This is a genomic window from Microcoleus sp. PH2017_34_RAT_O_A (assembly GCF_020737885.1).
Taxonomy (GTDB): Bacteria; Cyanobacteriota; Cyanobacteriia; order Cyanobacteriales; family Microcoleaceae; genus Microcoleus.
Window position 1 is genome coordinate 301,281 of record NZ_JAEQDD010000001.1, and the last position, 19,250, is coordinate 320,530.

The following is a 19,250-nucleotide window of genomic DNA, read 5'->3' on the forward strand; positions in this document are numbered from 1 at the left end:
CTCAGACTATTCATTACTTCAATCCTCAGACTTAAGGGTAGAGGTTTCTCTCAAACTGTCAACTGTCAACTGTCAACTGTCAACTGTTGAAAGTACCTGTGGGTATCAGCCCCCAACATTTAAAGAAAAAATTAGATATAGTTAACAAAGCTAGTTTTTTTTATAATAATGCTTATGACGGTCAATCTCGCTCCCTCAACAAGTTCTAGCCTCAAACCAGAATCCCAGAATATCTCGGCACTCAAACAAGTCTTGCAGACGATTGATGCCGATAGCTGTCCGGGTTCCTATAACTTCCATATGCACACAGTCTACTCCGACGGGCGATTGAAGCCCGAGAAATTGATGGAACTTGCGATCGCAGGCGGCCTCAAAGGCTTCGCTATCACCGATCACCACAGCACCAAAGGCTACGTTCAAGCTCAAATTTGGCTGGATAACTGGAAATTAAAGCATCCCGACAGGACTACCGCAGCGCCGACTCTTTGGACTGGCGCTGAAATTAACGCTGAATTGCTCAAAAACGACGTACACATTCTCGCTTACGCCTTCGATCCTGAACATCCCAGTCTCACACCTTACTTGCGAGGTAAAGGCACTGAAGGCCACGCTTCTTATTCCGCAGCCAGGGTAATTGAAGCGATTCAGGAAGCAGGAGGTTTAGCAGTTCTAGCACATCCTTGCCGGTATCGATCGATCGCAGATCAACTAATCCCAGAAGCAGCCCGTCTTGGCATTGACGGCGTAGAAATTTACTATGCTTACGGTAATCCTAATCCTTGGAAACCGAGTCCCAAACAAACTGCTTTAGTCAAAGATTTAGCTGAAACCTATGGTTTGCTGGGAACTTGTGGAACTGATTCTCACGGCCTGAGTCTTCTTGTCCGAATCTAGATACTTTGGGAATTGGGAATTGGTAATTGGGAATTGGGAATTGGGAAACAGTGCGTGACAGTCCAAAGTCACAAGCCACAAGTCAAAGTTTTCTCACTCTCACAAATCCTACAACCCAGATTCCGAACTCGAATTGTCATCTGGGTGCTGAATCTGAGTTAAAATACAACTATCCAGATATTAAACACAGAGAGTTAGTAAAGCCGTGCCTGCTAAAGATATCTTTCACGAAGTCGTTAAAACCGCTCTCCAGAAAGATGGATGGCAGATCACTCACGATCCATACATTTTACAAGCAGGAACTCTAGAACTTTACATCGACTTGGGTGCCGAAAAGGTGGTTGCGGCCCAAAAAGACGGACAGAAAATTGCCGTTGAAATCAAAAGCTTTATTGGCCCATCTAAAATTTCCCAATTTTACACAGCTTTAGGACAATTTATTAGTTATAGAGCAGCTTTAGAAAAACAGGAAGTTGACCGAATTTTATACCTAGCAGTACCTAGCAATGTCTACGATAGTTTTTTCACAACAGGGTTTATTCGGTCTGTGGTTCAACAAAATCAAATCCATTTGATTGTTTATAATACAGAACAGGAGGCGATTGCACAATGGGAAATGTAGACCTTTATCGGCAACACATCCAAAATCTGCTCTCCCAACACGCCAGTCTGGTTTGGGATGAGCGCATTCAGGCTCAAACTATCTTTGATACCACTCGCGATCATTATCAATTAATCTATGTGGGCTGGCGCAATCAGCAGCGAATTTATGGCCCTGTTTTGCACTTGGATATTATAGATAATAAAATCTGGATTCAGCAGGATGGTACTGAGGTGGGTATTGCTAACGAACTTGTTGAATTAGGAGTTCCCAAACAAGATATTATACTGGCTTTTGACCCGCCTAACTGGCGACATTTAACTGAATTTGCAGTAGGATAAATTGGGAATTGGGCATTGGGCATGGGGCATTGGGCATGGGGCATTGGGCATTGGGAATTAGTAGACTTCTTGCAAAAGTCCTTTTAATCAAATTTTCGGACGGGTTCTCCGGCCCATCCCACAAGAGAAAAAACTTTTTGTGGGACGGGCATCTTGCCCGTCCCAGCTATTTTTTCAAGAGGTCTAGTCATTCGTTATTACCAAACAACAAATGACTAATGAATAATGACAACTGTCAACTGTCAACTGTCAACTGTCAACTGTCAACTGACTAACGTTCCGGGAACAACTGACAAGCCCTGATAGTTGGCTGATTTGCCCAATCCAAGCGAGAAGTGCCAAATCGATCCATCCAACCTTCTAAATAAGCCCGATTAGCCTTTTTTTCCTCAGGATCGGAGGTGTTCATCGGATGAGGTGCTAAACCGAAAATAGTCGCTGTTGTCACGCAAAACATCGACTTCTGAAAACTTTGGCAAATTTGTACGCGCAAATCGTCTTCACCGCGACAGCTAGTTCGATAAATTTCGTGCAAATAATCGGGCAGATAATGCCGCATATCTTGCATCAATTGAGTTGGTGGAATTCCTGCACCTCCGATGGGTAAAGGATCTGCAAACAAAGCCCCGTAGCTAAATTCTTTTTGTTCTTCTGGGATTTGATGTGCTTGGGCGTTGTAGGAAACTGTGCCAAAAAAAGCTGTTCCTCTAAAGAAAACTGCTTCTACATAAGGTACTGCTACATCTGCTAAAAATGTCAAGTTGGCCGATGCGGGCAGGATATCGTAGACTTCGCCGCGAATCTTGACGCTGTAGGTGATTGGTAGGGCTGCGGCGCTTACTAAACCGGCTAAGACGAAATCTACTATCTCTGCGATCGACTTAATTGTACCGGCTTCGTAGCGATCGGACAAATCGATAAATAAATCGCTCATTACCCGCCAAAACTGCCCCAAACCCGTGTAATAAGCCAACATCCGCACTTGTTCGGGTAAAAACTCTGGGAATGCTTTGTGGAGTCCCTGCATCAAAAAGTTGCCTTTTAACTTAGCTGCGATCGCCTTTTCGGCCAAATTGCTAAATTCTGGAGTATCCAAATAACTGTCCAAACCGCCGCCGCCGTGCCACATCATGGTTCTCATGCAATATTCGGCATACTCAAAATTTATGCGATCGTGCCACAAATAGCGCAGTAATTTCGGCGCTGTCACTTCTCCGTTGAAATATTTAAAAAACTGGAAAAGCACTAAAAATTGTTCTTCTGCGATGTAGTTAAGATTGCGAGAATACGCATCAAGAACTATGGCGTAACTTTTGAGAACTCCAACCACTTCTACTACATTTTCGGTAGATTCTGGAAGTAAAGCTTTGCCTGATTCCAAGATGTCAATGTAGGCGGATAGGGGATGGGAAGATGGTTTTAATACGGTACTTGTCATTTGATTTCCTCAACCTTAATTGAATAACTATGTTTTAGCTTTGGTTCGTAGTTGCGCTTGAGGGTTCATGAGAGCGAGTCAACGCACAACTACATTGAATAACTATGTTTTAGGTTTGTAGTTGCTCTCTTCGCCGGCCGGCGCTCAAGCGCAACTACATACCTATGAAAGATTTCACTCCAAGTTTTGAGCAACTTGTTTAACTTGTGCGGGTACAGTCGATACTAAGCCGATCGCAGTTTTCTCACTCAAAGCCACTAAAACTCCCGGCTGCAATCCCATGATGGTGATGATTACGGCTAAAACTAGCGAAGGAATGCGATCGCCCCAGCGGACTTGCGGCAAATTCACCACCAAATCGGAAAGGCGCCCGAAAAAGGCGCGGTTGACCATAATTAAAAAGTAAACTGAAGTCAAACCAGTCCCGATCATGCAGAGCAAAGTTTGGATCGGAAACACTGGTAAACTGCCCCTAAATATCAAAAATTCAGCAATAAATCCCGACAACCCGGGAATGCCGGCACTCGCCATTACACCGACAATCATTAAACTGCCAATTACCGGCAAACCGCGATCGGGATTGAACAAACCTTTGAGCACATCTATGTTGCGACTGCCGGATTTTTTGTAAACAATCCCGACACTCAAAAATAGCAACCCGGAGATTAAACCGTGGCTAACCATTTGCAACACAGTTCCTATCATACTAATCTCAGTAGCTGCGGCGCTAGCTAACAAAATGTAGCCCATGTGCGCGATCGAACTGTAAGCTACAATTTTTTTCATGTCTTTTTGGGCGATCGCGCAACTAGCCCCGTAAAGCACACTCACCACCGCCCAACTCGCCAACCAAGGCGCAGCCACCGCCCACGCATCCGGGAACAAACCCAAACCAAAGCGCAGCATCCCGTAGGTTCCCAGCTTCAACAGCACCCCCGCCAGCAGCACCGAAACCGGAGTCGAAGCTTCTACGTGAGCATCTGGCAGCCAAGTATGAAAAGGCACTAATGGAATCTTAATCCCAAAAGCGAGCAATATCCCTGCCAGCAACACAATTTGTCTGACCAAAGGCAACGGCGAGCCTCCTTCCAAATGCGATGCACCGGCTGCACCAACCATATCAAAACTAGAAGCACCGCTGAGCCAAGCTACACCCAAGAAAGCAGCCAGCAATACTATTCCCGAAAATGCCGTATAGATTAAAAACTTAGTAGCGGCATAGCCTCGGCGCTCGCCTCCCCAAATTGCAATTAACAGGTAAAGCGGAATTAGTTCTACCTCGAAAAACAGGAAAAATAGCAACAAGTTTTGAGATAAAAAAGCTCCGGTGACGCCGCCACTAATTAACAGCATCAAAGAATAATAAAGTCGAGGTCTGCGGATCGCCTCATCCGTAGCGTAAATCGCTACACCTGTCAGTAGGGTATTTAAAATTACTAAGGGCAGAGACAAACCATCAACGCCGAGATTGTAATTAAATCCCAAATCATCGATCCAAGGAATAAATTCCGAAAACTGTAATTGACTGCTGTTGGCATCAAACTGAGCTGCCACAAACACCGATAGAATAAAAGTTACACCCGCAATGGCGATCGCGGCATTCCGAACTATTTTAGAGGCGATCGCACCGGGCCAAAACCCAATCAGGGCGGCCGCCAACATTGGTATCCAGATTAAAGCACTGAGCATCAATTAAAACTTTCCTTTATTACACAATATTTAGAACTATATTTAAGATTAACCCAAAGCCACTGCATAAAATAGCGATCGGTTAATTTTCTTATTACAATAGATGCAAATTTCTCGAAAATCCTCCTATGACTTCTAGTCTTACAGATCGAGAAGATTTGCAAGTTAAATGGGAGCATCTCATTTTTGCAAAAAATATCTTTTCTGGGAGTGCTGTCCCCCCCGAGCAAGGTGTACAATACTCGCTCGGGGGCGACAGCACTACGACATAATTTCACTGCCCGAACTTTTACCCGGTTGGGAAGTTCCGGTTATAGAATTGTGGCCGATCGACTTTGAATAAAACTAGGGACAAAGCAGACAAACCAAAAACAATTTATCTGCGTTTATCCCCGTTCATCCACCAAAATCTGCGGTTTAGAATTGCCAAATAATCAGCGCCAGTAACGCCGCAACTCCCCCCGCAATAGTCAACACATAAAACTGCGATTGACCGGTGCCGCTGTATTTCAAACCTTCACCGCTGAAAATTGTGGCAAAACCGAACAAATTCACCGCCCCATCTACTACATACTTGTCAGTCCAAGCGCTGACTTTCGCAATAGAAGCTACGGCCCAAACCACAGTCAAGCGGTAAACTCGATCGATATAAAAGTCGTAAGCAAACAAATCCTGCACCGCTGGAATCGGCAGTCGTACCGGTCGAGGTAAAACGTTGTACCAATAAATCGCCACGCCAGCCCCAACCCCAATCAAGCCAGATAACACCAACAGTGGAGTATCCAGAGTCTTCAACAGCAAATTTAAACTATCAAAATCCCCAGTTTCCGCCCAAGGCCCAGTCCAACTAATTAAAAGTTGCCACTGCTGCAACATCCAAGGCACTAACAGCCCAATCACCGTCAAAATTACCATCGGCAAAGCCATCGGCCAACCGACTTCGGGTGCTCTGCGAGTTTTGGGTTGCGGTTTTCCGACAAATACTAAGGCGAATACGCGAGTTAAATTGAGCGCAGTTAAACCGTTAACTAACAGCAGCACAACTACCAACCACAATGGCACTGTCCAAAAACCGTTCAGCCACCGTCGCATTACCCAAAAGTTGCCCATCGGCAATAGGGCTACCATCCCCGCAGCGCCAACTAAATAAGCCATTGTCGTGGCGGGCATCTTTGACCACAACCCACCCATTTCTGTTAAATCTTGAGTGTTGGTTGTGACAATTACTGACCCTATGCTCATGAATAATAGTGCTTTGGCGATCGAGTGCGCGAACAGCAGCAGCAATGCAATGTCAACGTGATTCTGCCCGACCGCGATAAACACTAAACCCATAGAAGCGCTGGTAGAATGCGATAGTGTTCTTTTGATATCGATTTGGGCGATCGCCACTAAGGAAGCCCCAACAGCCGTCACCGCACCCAAAACCACCAGCACCAAACCAGTTATCGGGGACAGCGCTAAAACAGGCTGAAGTTTAATCAAAACATAAGCCCCACCACCCACAACTACCGTATTCCGCATAATCGAAGCCGGGTTCGGCCCTTCCATCGCCTCGTCGAGCCACAGGTGAAACGGAAATTGAGCGCACTTGGCTGTAGGTGCGGCAATTAAAGCCAAGCCTAAAAGAGTCGCAACTAAAGGAGATAAAGTTGCAGTTTCCGCCCATTCTTCTAAATCAGAAAAATTCAAACTTCCGGCTAAAGTTGAAAGCGTCACTACTCCCATCAGCAGCGGTACATCTCCTACACGCTTGGTTAAAAACGCATCTCTAGCCGCCGTCACTACCAGCGGTTGAGCGTACCAAAACCCGACTAGCAAATAAGTTGAGAGTGTCAGCACTTCCAGCAAACCGTAGGTTAGCAGCAGCGAATCGCTAATCGCAATCCCGCTAATTGCCGCTTCAAAAAAACCTAGCAGCCCAAAAAATCGAGCTAGCGCCCAGTCTTTTTCCATGTAGCCGAGAGCGTAAATTTGTGCTAGCAAACTCAAAACTGTCACTAGCTCCATTGCTCCGACGCTGGTCGTGGAGATTTCTATGGCAAAAGACAAATCTAAATCTGCTGCTTGCACCCAGTGGAGGAGCAAATGTTGGGGCGCTCGATCCCAAGTTGCTGTAAAAATCACTGACCCGTGGATGAAAGCCAACACACTCATCAGTAAATTGAAGTAAGCCGCAGGTCTTGGCCCTGTTGTGCGAACGGTTCCCGTAGACCACGGCAAAGTTAGAATCGCGCCTATTAAGCCATATAAAGGTATCCACCAACAGGTTTGGAGGAGAAATTCTGTCATTTAATTTATTCCTTAAACTTCAAATTACCGGCTACCTTTATACAAAGGCAGTTCCGGGCGATCGCGCCACAACGTAAAACTTTGACTAAACCCGATCGTATAGCTTTAGCAAAATAATTTGCACCCAAAATTAACTATACATTAAAACATCAAAACTGAGAATTATGTCAAGACAAAATTATAGTTTTCTCAGCATCGGCACTCACAGAAAAAAAATGCCCGCAGATGAGTCAAGACAGCTTTTTTTGCCAGTTTATCCGCGATCCCCCTTTGGAAATCCCCAAATTTCCTAAAACCGATCGCCCCAGCTTTTACCCACCGAACTCTAGTTTACAGGTATTTATGCTCACTTGACTGCCTGCTCGCCGCCCGCATCTACTCCTCTATATATTAAGATTATTAAATAAATATTAAAATATTTGAAGTAACATAAAAAAATTTAATTTTTGTTATTAAACATTATGATGTTAGTTTATATTGTCAAGGTGGACAGCTTCCCCTATTCTATAAGGATAGGAAGCTTTACACTGCATTCCTAAATAATGTGGGCCTCCCCGTCCAAATTTTTAGATTTCTCAAAGATTTGTTACGGTAATTCCGCTAATCCTCAACTTGGAGATTCAAAAATGTCAATTGCCGTGGGAATGATTGAGACAAAAGGTTTTCCCGCTGTTGTGGAAGCTGCCGACGCTATGGTTAAAGCTGCTCGCGTTACCCTCGTGGGCTATGAAAAAATCGGCAGCGCTCGCGTCACCGTAATTGTGCGCGGCAACGTGTCGGAAGTCCAAGCCTCAGTTGCAGCAGGAGTGGAATCCGTCAAGCGGGTGAACGGCGGAGAAGTCGTCTCTACCCACATCATCGCTCGCCCCCACGAAAACCTAGAATACGTTCTACCAATTCGTTATACAGAAGCAGTAGAGCAGTTCCGAGGCTACTAAGTTCTTAGCGCGCTAAAAATTCGTTTGACGAAACGTTTGACGAAAAGCAGCGCGATCGTCAAAAATTTACAGTTTAGTTCCCAAAATATTCAATCAGGAGTAAAACCAATGGCAATTGCAGTTGGCATGATCGAAACCTTAGGCTTCCCCGCAGTTGTAGAAGCCGCTGACGCGATGGTCAAAGCAGCCCGCGTCACCTTGGTAGGATACGAAAAAATCGGTAGCGCTCGCGTTACTGTCATTGTAAGAGGAGATGTCTCGGAAGTGCAAGCTTCCGTAGCCGCCGGAGTAGAGTCAGTGAAGCGCGTTAACGGCGGACAAGTGATGTCCACCCACATTATCGCCCGCCCTCACGAAAACTTGGAATACGTGCTACCCATTCGCTACACCGAAGCTGTAGAACAGTTCCGCGAAGGCGTGAGCGGCATTCGTCCTCTCAACAGATCTTAATACAAGCCCGAGGCTGTTAGGGGCGTTTGGTAATTAAAAATTAAAAATTAAAAATTAAAAATCGCGATGTTTTTGATTTAATATTTTTAATTTTTAATTGAGGTAGTCATGGGATATTGGTTATTAGTCAGTCGATTTTAGATTTTAGATTTTAGATTTTAGATTTTAAAATTGACTCCACAGATTAATCTGGGAGATTTAAGTTTAAATCTAAGATTTTGGAATCGACAGTCAAAATCGTCTAGAGCTTGTATCCGTTTGTTTTACGGGTCATGAGTTATGAGTTATGAGTCATTAGTCATTAGTTAGTAGAAGAAACTACTATTTTATGCAGAAATTAGACTAAAAAAAACTCATAAAAAAAAGACAAGTGACGGTGTAAAAATGACAATTACCAATTACCTATTACCTATTACCTAAAATGCAAATGGCCAAAGTTCTCGGCACAGTTGTCAGTACCCAAAAAGAGCCGACGCTGAGAGGATCGAAATTTCTACTGCTGCAATTCATCGATGAAGAAGGTTCGCCAGTTCCCGGCTATGAAGTAGCCGCTGACTGTGTGGGCGCTGGTATAGATGAATGGGTTTTAGTCACCCGCGGCAGCGGGGCCCGGATCGCGCCAGGGAGCGAAAACCGTCCGATCGATGCTCTGGTAGTAGGCATTATAGATACTGTCAATGTAGAAAATCGCCTCATTTACAGTAAAAAAGACGACCCGTACCGCTAGTTGACAGTTGACAGTTGACAGTTGACAGTTGACAGTTGGCAGTTGGCAGTTGGCAGTTGGCAGTTGGCAGTTGACAGTTGACAGTTGACAGTTGGCAGTTGACAGTTGACAGTTGGCAGTTGACAGTTGACAGTTGACAGTTGACAGTGAACAACTAACAACTAACAACTAAAAAAAATTTTCAGTTTTAGGAGAACTTAATTTATGGCAGTCCGCAACGTTGCGGCTCCCCCGACGCCTTGGTCGAAAAACTTGGCTGAGCCCAAAATTCATGACACCGCCTACGTACATTCCTTTTCTAACATTATTGGGGATGTGCATATCGGTTCTAATGTGATGATTGCCCCCGGGACATCTATCCGCGCCGATGAAGGCACTCCTTTTTATATCGGAGGAGGAAGCAACATTCAAGACGGAGTAGTGATTCACGGTTTAGAACAAGGCCGAGTCACAGGAGACGACGACAAATCCTATTCTGTGTGGGTGGGGAAAAATACTTCCCTCACCCACATGAGTTTAATTCACGGCCCGGCATACGTGGGCGACGAGTGCTTTATCGGCTTTCGCTCTACGGTGTTCAATGCCAGAGTGGGCAACGGCTGCATTGTCATGATGCACGTATTAATTCAAGATGTGGAGATTCCTCCCGGTAAGTACATACCTTCGGGAGCCATCATCACTAATCAGCAGCAAGCCGATCGCCTGCCTGACGTTCAAGATTCAGATGTTAAATTTGCGACCCACGTCATCGGCATCAATGACGCTCTGAGAACGGGTTATCGCTGCGCTGACAACATCGCTTGTCTAGCACCAATTCGCAACGAGCAAGCTAAAAACTCAAATATCACTCAAATGAATTATTCTACCTATGCCGGCACCCAATTGAGTTCCTCTCTAGCCGATAGCATCCGCAATTTGCTAGCCCAAGGATACAGCGTGGGAGCGGAATATGCCGACGCCCGTCGGTTCCGTACCGGTTCTTGGCGCACTTGCGGCCCAATTTCCTCAACTCGCGACTCTGAAGTAATCGCAGCTTTGTCGGCTTGTATGGCCGATCACCAAGGAGAATACGTCCGCTTGATCGGGATTGACACCAAAGCCAAGCGTCGCGTACTCGAAGAAATCGTCCAAAGACCGGGAGAAAACGGCTCTAACGGTAACGGCGCCACAACTCACAAATCTAACGGTAAAGTTGCACAAACTGCCTATCAAAATGGCGGTTCCGCATCCAGCAAATTGAGCGCGGAAACAGTGGCTCAAGTTCGCGGCTTGCTAGCTCAAGGCTTCAAGGTTGGCACAGAACACGCCGACGCGCGCCGCTTCCGCACCAGTTCTTGGCAAAGCGGGGCTTCGCTGCAAGTCAGAAACGAATCTGAGGCGATCGCCGCTTTAGAATCTGTGATGAACCAATATCCGGGCGAATACGTGCGCTTGATCGGGATTGACCCGAAAGCTAAGCGCCGCGTAGTTGAAGAACTGATTCAGCGTCCCGATGGCCCTGTGGCTCAATCGGCTAAACCGGGTGCAACATCAGCATTCAAAGCCACGACGACTGGTTCGGCTGGAAGTGGAAAGTTGACCGGCAAGACGATCGACCAAATCCGCAACCTGCTTTCCCAAGGCTACAAAATTGGCACGGAACACGCCGACGCGCGCCGTTTCCGCACAGGTTCTTGGAGCAGTTGCGCGCCGATCGCCACCAACCGCGAATCCGAAGTAATTTCGGCTCTCGAAAGCTGTATGACAGAACACAGTGGCGATTACGTCCGCTTGCTCGGTATCGACTCCAAGGCCAAGCGCCGGGTACTCGAAGAAATTATCCAACGACCATAATTTGTCAGGTAATTAGCTGCTTTCTCCCGTTAAGTGCTCGCGTTGGGCTAGCGGGAGAATCCGTTGACAGTTGACAGTTGACAGTTGACAGTTGACAGTTGACAGTTGACAGTTGACAGTTGACAGTTGACAGTTGACAGTTGACAGTTGACAGTTGACAGGTTGACAAAAGAAGAAATGGGATTGGAGTAATGAATCGTCTGATTTTAATTTCTCCTTAAAAGGCTTCCGGCTTTCAACCAATTATTTCGGGTAATTTGTAAGTCCAAATCGAGCTTTTCATTATTAGTAAATAATCGTTTATTAGATTGATAGAGTTAAAGAAATCATTCTAAAAAGCGATAAATTAAAGTCGTTTTATCTAAAATCATAGCTCATTTCAAGGTGAAGTTGAATGTATTTATCGCCACTGCAATTAAGTAGCAACTCTCAGATTTTCCTGAGTGGCGATGTAGTTGTGAATGAAGGTGTGGCGATCGCCCCAGGAGTCATCCTCCAAGCAGATCCGGGTAGCCGGATCTCGATCGCCGCCGGTGCCTGTATCGGTATGGGAGTGATTCTTCACGCCCGCGAAGGTACTCTCGAAATCGAGGCGGGCGCAATGCTGGGTGCAGGAGTGTTGGTGGTAGGTGCGGGGAAGATTGGCGCAAATGCCTGTATTGGCGCGGGAACAACGCTGATTAATCCTGCGATCGACCAAATGCAAATTTTGCCCGCAGGTTCTCTGATCGGAGATACCAGCCGCCGAGTCGCAGCAGAACCAACCGCAGAAACCGCAGAAACCGCAGAAGCCCAAACCGCTGCACCGGAAACCCCCACAGGCACTACGCCACCAGTTGAACCAACCGTCGATCGCCCGATCGACGACCCGCCCGAACCCGCCCAAACACAGCCTCAAACACCGCCAGAGACAGCCCCAGATCCATCACCAGAAACCGCCGCCAATCCGCCTCCCCAACCAGGAGAAGTCCCAACTATTCTGTACGGTCAAGCTCACATCAATCAGTTGCTGGGGACGCTGTTTCCGCACCGACAAGCTTTTAATCGATCGCAGGACAACGGTCAAACTCTCTCGGGCGGTACCGGATAGAGGTCATTGGATTTGAGATTTTCCATTTTTCGATTTGAGATTTATTCCACAGATGAATCTGAGACGTTAAAATATTGTCTAAATTTTCGATCTCGACCCTCATGAGTGTCTGGTGCTGGTATCCATTTTGGGGCATGGTAATTTCTACAAAAGGCAGTTATGCTTAAGGAAGAATCAAAAAAATATAAATAGGTAATCTCATATTATTTGTAGCTCAGCAATTTTTAAGGTCTTGCAGCATAAATATGTATCTTGCAGCTCGTGCAGTTTGTCTTCTCATCTGAGACACTAAAACTATCAACAAATTTTTATTTTTGGAAGTTTCTAAGGGTAATCGAAGATGGACGGACAAATAGATCGTAACAGCAGTGACTCCGGGCGATCGCAGCGCCAGGAATATTTCAAAGACACCGCTTTGGGCTTGGTATCTACCAAGAGTTTTCCGGCAATTGTCGGGACTGCTGACATGATGCTGAAGTCCGCAGGGGTCATTTTAGTAGGATACGAGAAAATAGGTTCCGGTCACTGTACGGCGATCGTCCGCGGGCGCATTTCCGACGTGCGTTTGGCTGTGGAAGCAGGAGCTCAGACAGCCGAACAATTCGGACAGTTTGTTTCTAAGCTGGTGATTGCTAGGCCTTTGGCTAATTTGGAAGTGGTTTTGCCGATCGGCTTTCGCCTAACTCAACTGTCGGAAAGCGGTAGTTATTCTCGACTGAGCAATCAGGCGATCGGTTTGCTCGAAACGCGGGGATTTCCCGCAATGGTCGGCGCTTGCGATGCTATGCTCAAATCCGCCGACGTACACTTAGCCGCCTACGAGAAAATTGGCGCCGGTTTGTGCACGGCAATTATTCGCGGTGCAGTCGCAGATGTCGCAGTCGCCGTAGAAGCCGGGATGTACGAAGCTGAGCGCATTGGCGAGTTGAACGCCGTGATGGTAATTCCCAGGCCTTTGGAAGATTTGGAACAAACTTTGCCGCTGGCGAGTTGCTGGATAGAACAGCGCACACCTGTGAGGGTGCCTATCTCTGTTCAGGAAAAGGAAAAAGAATTGGTCGAACTTCCCGATTTGGAGAAATTGAGAGTTTATGTGGAAGAGGAAATCAATCGCTAATTGGTAATGGGTAATCGGGAATTGGTAATTACCCAACAAAAGTTTGTAGAGACTAGGTGCGGAAAATACTGAGACCAATTTGAGAATCGAGATATAAATCTTACCAGAACAGAGTACGTGTAGTGATTTGTAGCCTCGCAGCCTCGTAAGCTGAATTTGGTGATTAGCCGATCGCCTCGGCATCTAGAGACAGATAACGCCAACGAAAACTCGATTTTTGCTCAAAAGTCGATCGGGTAAAAAATCGAACTCACGAAGTAAATGCAGCCGAGCTACAGGCTCTTTTAACAGGATTTAACTGCTGTTAAGATAAACCTAAAATCCTGTTTCGGGTAGATTTCCTGGAATCAGTTAAGAGTTAATCGGGGTGCTGTGTGGATGCTCTTTCAACAGATTAACCTCTGTCGAACTCAACACTGAGTGCAAAGGAATCAATCCAGAATCCAGCAAGGAATGAAAGTTGACCTATGAACATCAAAGAATCGAACCTCAACCATTTTTATAAGCGCGGGTTGCACAGCGCCAAGCAAGGCAACTACGAAGCGGCACTTGAGGACTTCGATCAGATACTGCAAGTCAATCCCGCCGATGCCAAAGCTTACAACAATCGCGGCTTGGTTTACTATTATATGAAAGACTACCAAAAGGCGATCGCAGACCTCAGCCAAGCACTAGATATCAATCCTAATTTGTTCGAGGCATACTTGAATCGAGGCAATGCTTGGCGCCATCTCGGAGAAAACGAAAAAGCCATTGACGATCTCAACTGTGCTTTAGTAAATAAGCCTGACAGCCACGCTATCTACAACAACAGGGGACTCGTACTTGCTAATTTAGGACATTACGAAGAAGCAATAGAAGACTACGATCGAGCTCTCTCGATCAATTCGCAAAATTATAAAACCTATTACAACCGAGGCCGCGCTTACTACCTTTTGGGAGAAAAACAAGCAGCAACGGAGAACTTTAACGAAACGCTACGGTTGAATCCAAGATATATCAAAGCTTACATAAATCGCGGACTCTGTTATCACCAATTAGGAGACAACACCCAGGCGATCGCCGATTATAACACAGCACTCGGCATCGACCACAACAATGTTTATGCCTATTATAACAGAGGATGCGTTCGCTATAAATTAAAACAAATGGAGCTGGCGATTGAAGACTTTAACAAAGCAGTGGAACTCGAACCCAACTACGTTAAAGCTTATCTCAACCGGGGTTTAGCGCTGTACAAATTGGGAGATATTGCAACAGCAAATAGGGATTTTTACCACGTAATGTGTATTAATGCTGAAGCTTATTTGTACTATCAAGCCCAGCGCTGCACGCCTGATATTAATTCCTATTTCAAAGAAGCCCCACAGATGGAACTTAATAATGCTGTAGAATACTACAACACCACATTAAATACGATCTCAAGTTCTTTAAGTTCGGCAGCATTAAATGCGATTTGGAATCAAGAAGATTTGGAGAACAGAGACTCGATTATCTGTGAAGGTGAATTTCTTAATGAGTAAATTAGTCAGTTGACAGTTGACAGTTGACAGTTGACAGTTGACAGTTGACAGTAGTCATAGTGCTGTCCCCGCGATCGAATAGCAGTCATTAGTCATTAGTCATTAGTCATAGTGCTGTCCCCGCGATCGAATAGCAGTCATTAGTCATTAGTTATTAAATAGGTTGTCGAAAAAATAAAAAATTCTCAGAAACCTGGTTTCTTCATAGATTTCTCATTACTAAACACAAAATTTTGTAGAAACCGGGTTTCTCGCCTTTTGCTACAGCCCCGAGAGGTTTTTAACGCGGATTGGCTATTTGTTAAAAATTAAAGTCCTGACTGCAAAAAACAGTCAGGACTTTAATTTTTTATCTCTGAGTTTTAAGAACTTGCATTCCTGACTGCAAAGCCTTAAATACTAGCCATCACTTCGCGCGCGGCTGCTAAAGTTCGATCGACATCTTCGTCAGTATGGGCCAAAGAAGTAAATCCAGCTTCAAACTGCGAAGGAGCGAGATAAATTCCGTGCTCCAACATTCCCCGGTGAAAGCGGCCGAACTTTGCTACATCAGACTTTTTCGCATCATCGTAATTGTGAACCGGGCCCGCCGCAAAAAACAAGCCAAACATCCCGCTAATTTGTCCGCCGCAAACAGCGTGTCCCGCTTCCTTACCAATTTTCAGCAATCCCTCGGACAGTTTTTTCGTAATCCTGTCCAACTGTTCGTAAGTGCCGGGTTTTTGCAGCAATTCCAAAGTTTTAATCCCAGCAGTCATCGCCAAAGGATTTCCCGAAAGCGTACCAGCTTGATACATCGGGCCTGCGGGAGCCACCATCCCCATAATATCGCGCCTTCCGCCGTAAGCTCCCACGGGCAAACCGCCGCCGATAACCTTACCCAAGGTTGTCAAATCTGGGGTGACACCGAATTTTTCCTGAGCTCCGCCGTAGGCGATGCGGAAACCAGTCATTACTTCGTCAAACACCAACAAAGCACCGTTATCTTTGGTAATTTCCCGCAAACCTTCGAGAAAACCTGCATCCGGTACAATAAAACCGGCATTTCCTACAACAGGTTCTAGCATCACGCCTGCGATTTCGCCAGGATGTTCGGCAAATAAAGCTTTGACTGCTTCCAAATCATTGTACGGAGCGTTGAGAGTGTGCGCGGTGACAGATTTCGGCACGCCGGGAGAGTCTGGAAGGCCGAGAGTTGCCACGCCGGAACCTGCTTTTACCAGGAACATATCGGCGTGTCCGTGATAGCAGCCTTCAAATTTAATCAGTTTGTCGCGCCCGGTGAAGGCTCGCATCAACCGCAAAACGGCCATACAAGCTTCGGTACCGGAATTGACAAATCGTACCATTTCAATGCTGGGAACGGCATCGATGACCATTTCGGCGAGGACGTTTTCCAACAGCGAGGGTGCGCCGAAACTCGTACCTTTTTCTAAGGATTCGTGGAGGGCTTTGATGACTTCGGGGTGGGCGTGGCCGCAGATGGCGGGGCCCCAAGTACCTACGTAGTCAATGTATTGGTTGCTGTCAACATCCCAAATGTAGGCTCCGTTTACCCTGTCAAAGACGATGGGCTGTCCGCCTACGGATTTGAAGGCGCGGACGGGGGAACTAACGCCACCGGGCATCAATTTCTGGGCGGCGGCGAATATTTCTTCTGATTTGGTGGTTTTCAAGGTTGTAGAAACCAATGTTTTCTCCTTAGTGAAGGTCTGTTGTTGGTAGGATACTTAATATAGCGACTTCTGGTTAAAGGCTAAGCCGATTCAAGGAAACTATAGTAGTAGATTTTAGGATACAAACCAATCAGTAGCAATACTAGCTCGGGTTTTTTAGGATTTGTCGCACTAGCACTCCTAGGTCTCAATTGTAATAATTTGTAAAATAGTTCTTGACAATTGGCCAATCACTTGCCTAATCTCCTCTCTTCTCTCTGTGTCCTCTGCGCTCTCTGCGGTTAATAAAAAAAAATATCCGACACGAAAGCGTTAATTTATATGAAAAGCTGCAATAAAATTATGTCTGGTACTGATTTATCTAGTTTGAGCCGATCGATCCCAATTGAAAAGATCCGTTATGACGATCGCGGTTTAGTGCCTGCGATCGTCCAAGATTACTTAGACGGCACAGTGTTGATGATGGCGTGGATGAATCGCGAGTCGCTACAAAAAACCATGGAAACTGGTCAAACTTGGTTCTGGAGCCGTTCTCGCGCCGAATTTTGGAACAAAGGGGCGACTTCGGGACACGTTCAAAATGTCAAAGGGCTGCGTTACGACTGCGATAGCGATGCTTTGCTGGTGACTGTCGAACAAGTGGGAGATATTGCTTGTCACACGGGTGAAAGAAGTTGTTTTCACCAAGTTGACGGGGAAATTGTGGCGCCGCCGGGGGATATGTTATCTCAATTGTTTGACGTAATTTGCGATCGACGGGACAATCCTAACGAAACTTCTTATACTTGCAAGTTGTTCGAGGGCGGGGATAACAAGATTCTCAAGAAGATTGGCGAAGAGTCGGCGGAAGTTGTGATGGCTTGCAAAGATGATGATAAAGACGGAATCGCCGGGGAAGTTGCGGACTTATTTTATCACGCTTTGGTTGCTTTGGCTCACCATCAGGTTGATTTGAGGGCGGTTTATCGCAAATTGGGCGATCGGCGAAAATAAGTTAATCGGAATGATTAAACCGCGAAGACACAAAGAGCGCGAAGGAAGAACCGGATCATCTTCTTTCTCTTCCTTCGCGTCCTTAGCGCCTTCGCGGTTCGTTTAATCTTACTCCATTGCCAACGGATTTGACATCAATCGCCATTTATTCTATTTGATATGATTAGATTCTACTTTTTAACATTCGATCGACCTTTTGCAAAATTGCGATCGCCAGTATCACACTAATAGCCAAGCCCAACCAGAAATTATCCGCCGCCCATTTACCTCGATCCAAAGCGAAACCGCCCAGCGGTGGGCCGATTAAATAGCCGATCGCCCAACACTGAGAATTAACCGCTAAATACACGCCGCGTAAAGACTCCGGTGCTAAATCCACCACCAAAGCCGAAGCAAAAGGCGTATAAGCAACCGTTGCCACCGACAAAAAAGTCAAGCCAACAACTGCTAAAAATAGATTGCCAGTTGCAGCCATTCCCGTCAAGCCGATCGCAATAAACCCCATTCCCCACAGCAGCGCCGAAATCATCAAAGCTTGGGGATGAGAAAACCGCCTCAAAGCCTTAACAATCGGCATCTGCAAAGCCACAGTTAAAAATGTGCTAAAAGCAAACAAAACCGTAATTGTACCCGTAGAAAAGCCTCTTCCCGATGTCCCCGCCTGCACAAACTTGCTAAAATACAACGGCATCGTGGTTTGAATTTGGGAAATGTAGAGAGTAAACAGAGTATTGACTAAAGCATAGACTAGCAAAGTGCGATCGCCCAACGCCACCATCCAGCCATTTTTGAGACTTTTTTTGCCTGTATCCGTTGAATTAGCTGGTTTGTAGGTTTCTGCGATCGCACTTGCAACCACCGCAAACAGCACTAAAAACGAGATACCATCGATCATAAAGAGCGATCGATAATTCCCCGTTACCGCAATCAAAACACCGCCCAAAATAATCCCAACTTGCAAACCCAAATTATCAGCAAGCCGCGTCACAGCAAAAGCCTCCTGTCGCTGTGCGCCCTCAGTTAAATCTGCAACCATACTTTCCGTTGGAGGCCAATACAAACCCACACCAAAACCCATCAATAAATTAGCCGCCACTAAACCTGGAAAATCATGAGTCGCCGCCAACAGAAAAGAAGCGACAGCCGAAATCATTGCCGCCAGCAATAAAGTTCGCCGCCTTCCCCAAAATTGGGAATCGCAAAAAGAACCGCCCAAAATGCGGCCGAATATTCCCGAGATTGAACCGCTACCCAAACCAATCCCAACAGCAGTTGCAGACAAGCCGACGCGATCGACAAAAAAGATCGGCGCGTAAAATAAAGTAAAGCCGCTACCGCTTTGCGAGAGGAATCTGCCGGCGGCGAGAATCCAGACTTGAGTGGGGAGACGGGGAAGCCAAGATGAGAATTGAAATTTAGGCATATATTATAGCCTTTCTCAGAAAGATGAGGTACTCATGGGGATAGGGGATAGGGGATAGGGCATAGGGCATAGGGCATAGGGCATAGGGCATAGGACTAGCGGGCATACATCACTTTTTTGAGAAAGGCTATATTTATAAGAGTCTGCGGTTGAAACCAGGTATGTATAAACGATGTCTGCCTCCGCAGACTGAAGAATTAAAATAAAATTAAAGCATAATTTAGG

16 protein-coding genes are annotated in these 19,250 nt (G+C 46.0%); 11 read left to right on the forward strand and 5 right to left on the reverse strand.

Features of this window, described 5'->3' with window-relative positions; translation table 11 throughout:
- Positions 1-174 precede the first annotated feature (174 nt).
- From JGK11_RS01285 to JGK11_RS01295, 3 genes are all read left to right on the forward strand, one after another.
- Complete coding sequence (locus JGK11_RS01285) at positions 175-894, forward strand: PHP domain-containing protein (protein WP_293185546.1); 720 nt, start codon at positions 175-177, stop codon at positions 892-894.
- A 205-nt stretch (positions 895-1,099) separates the two neighbouring features.
- Positions 1,100-1,516, forward strand: coding sequence for an element excision factor XisH family protein (locus JGK11_RS01290; protein ID WP_293189563.1), 417 nt, complete (start codon positions 1,100-1,102; stop codon positions 1,514-1,516).
- Complete coding sequence (locus tag JGK11_RS01295; protein ID WP_293189565.1) at positions 1,504-1,836, forward strand: XisI protein; 333 nt, start codon at positions 1,504-1,506, stop codon at positions 1,834-1,836. The genes JGK11_RS01290 and JGK11_RS01295 overlap by 13 nt, the downstream gene beginning before the upstream one ends.
- A gap of 271 nt (positions 1,837-2,107) precedes the next feature.
- Here JGK11_RS01295 and JGK11_RS01300 read toward each other — a convergent pair whose 3' ends face one another.
- From JGK11_RS01300 to JGK11_RS01310, 3 genes are all read right to left on the reverse strand, one after another.
- Positions 2,108-3,274 (reverse strand): CO2 hydration protein, encoded by a 1,167-nt coding sequence (locus tag JGK11_RS01300; protein WP_293210296.1) that lies wholly within the window; start codon positions 3,272-3,274, stop codon positions 2,108-2,110.
- 174 nt (positions 3,275-3,448) lie between these two features.
- A complete protein-coding gene (locus JGK11_RS01305) occupies positions 3,449-4,963 on the reverse strand; it encodes an NADH-quinone oxidoreductase subunit M (RefSeq protein ID WP_293189627.1) in 1,515 nt (504 codons plus the stop codon).
- Positions 4,964-5,380: 417 nt separating this feature from the next.
- Positions 5,381-7,255 carry an NAD(P)H-quinone oxidoreductase subunit F gene (locus JGK11_RS01310; protein WP_293185539.1) on the reverse strand — a complete coding sequence of 625 codons (1,875 nt, stop codon included), beginning with the start codon at positions 7,253-7,255 and terminating at the stop codon, positions 5,381-5,383.
- 626 nt (positions 7,256-7,881) lie between these two features.
- Between JGK11_RS01310 and JGK11_RS01315 the strand changes: the two genes are divergently transcribed.
- The 7 genes from JGK11_RS01315 (at position 7,882) to JGK11_RS01345 (ending at position 14,933) form a co-directional block, all read left to right on the forward strand.
- The gene (locus tag JGK11_RS01315; RefSeq protein ID WP_006635059.1) at positions 7,882-8,193 is read left to right on the forward strand and encodes a carbon dioxide-concentrating mechanism protein CcmK; all 312 of its coding nucleotides are present in this window, start codon (positions 7,882-7,884) and stop codon (positions 8,191-8,193) included.
- 108 nt (positions 8,194-8,301) lie between these two features.
- Positions 8,302-8,643, forward strand: coding sequence for a carbon dioxide-concentrating mechanism protein CcmK (locus tag JGK11_RS01320; RefSeq protein WP_006635058.1), 342 nt, complete (start codon positions 8,302-8,304; stop codon positions 8,641-8,643).
- 421 nt (positions 8,644-9,064) lie between these two features.
- On the forward strand, positions 9,065-9,370 hold the full coding sequence (locus JGK11_RS01325; RefSeq protein ID WP_293185538.1) for a EutN/CcmL family microcompartment protein: 306 nt from the start codon (positions 9,065-9,067) through the stop codon (positions 9,368-9,370).
- A gap of 204 nt (positions 9,371-9,574) precedes the next feature.
- Positions 9,575-11,203, forward strand: coding sequence for a ribulose bisphosphate carboxylase small subunit (locus JGK11_RS01330; protein ID WP_293185537.1), 1,629 nt, complete (start codon positions 9,575-9,577; stop codon positions 11,201-11,203).
- A 394-nt stretch (positions 11,204-11,597) separates the two neighbouring features.
- The gene (locus JGK11_RS01335) at positions 11,598-12,293 is read left to right on the forward strand and encodes a carbon dioxide concentrating mechanism protein (RefSeq protein ID WP_293185535.1); all 696 of its coding nucleotides are present in this window, start codon (positions 11,598-11,600) and stop codon (positions 12,291-12,293) included.
- Between the two features lie 340 nt (positions 12,294-12,633).
- Positions 12,634-13,410: a BMC domain-containing protein gene (locus JGK11_RS01340; protein WP_293185534.1), complete on the forward strand. Its 777-nt coding sequence runs from the start codon at positions 12,634-12,636 to the stop codon at positions 13,408-13,410.
- A gap of 467 nt (positions 13,411-13,877) precedes the next feature.
- A complete protein-coding gene (locus tag JGK11_RS01345) occupies positions 13,878-14,933 on the forward strand; it encodes a tetratricopeptide repeat protein (RefSeq protein ID WP_293185533.1) in 1,056 nt (351 codons plus the stop codon).
- Positions 14,934-15,325: 392 nt separating this feature from the next.
- Here JGK11_RS01345 and hemL read toward each other — a convergent pair whose 3' ends face one another.
- Entirely contained in the window at positions 15,326-16,624 is a 1,299-nt protein-coding gene (hemL, locus tag JGK11_RS01350; protein WP_293185532.1) for a glutamate-1-semialdehyde 2,1-aminomutase, read from the reverse strand.
- 327 nt (positions 16,625-16,951) lie between these two features.
- On the opposite strand from hemL, the gene hisIE reads away from it, so the two are divergent.
- On the forward strand, positions 16,952-17,602 hold the full coding sequence (gene hisIE, locus JGK11_RS01355; protein WP_293185531.1) for a bifunctional phosphoribosyl-AMP cyclohydrolase/phosphoribosyl-ATP diphosphatase HisIE: 651 nt from the start codon (positions 16,952-16,954) through the stop codon (positions 17,600-17,602).
- Positions 17,603-17,765: 163 nt separating this feature from the next.
- Here the strand turns inward: hisIE and JGK11_RS01360 are convergent, their stop codons facing one another.
- A complete protein-coding gene (locus JGK11_RS01360; protein ID WP_293185529.1) occupies positions 17,766-19,025 on the reverse strand; it encodes an MFS transporter in 1,260 nt (419 codons plus the stop codon).
- Positions 19,026-19,250 lie beyond the last annotated feature (225 nt).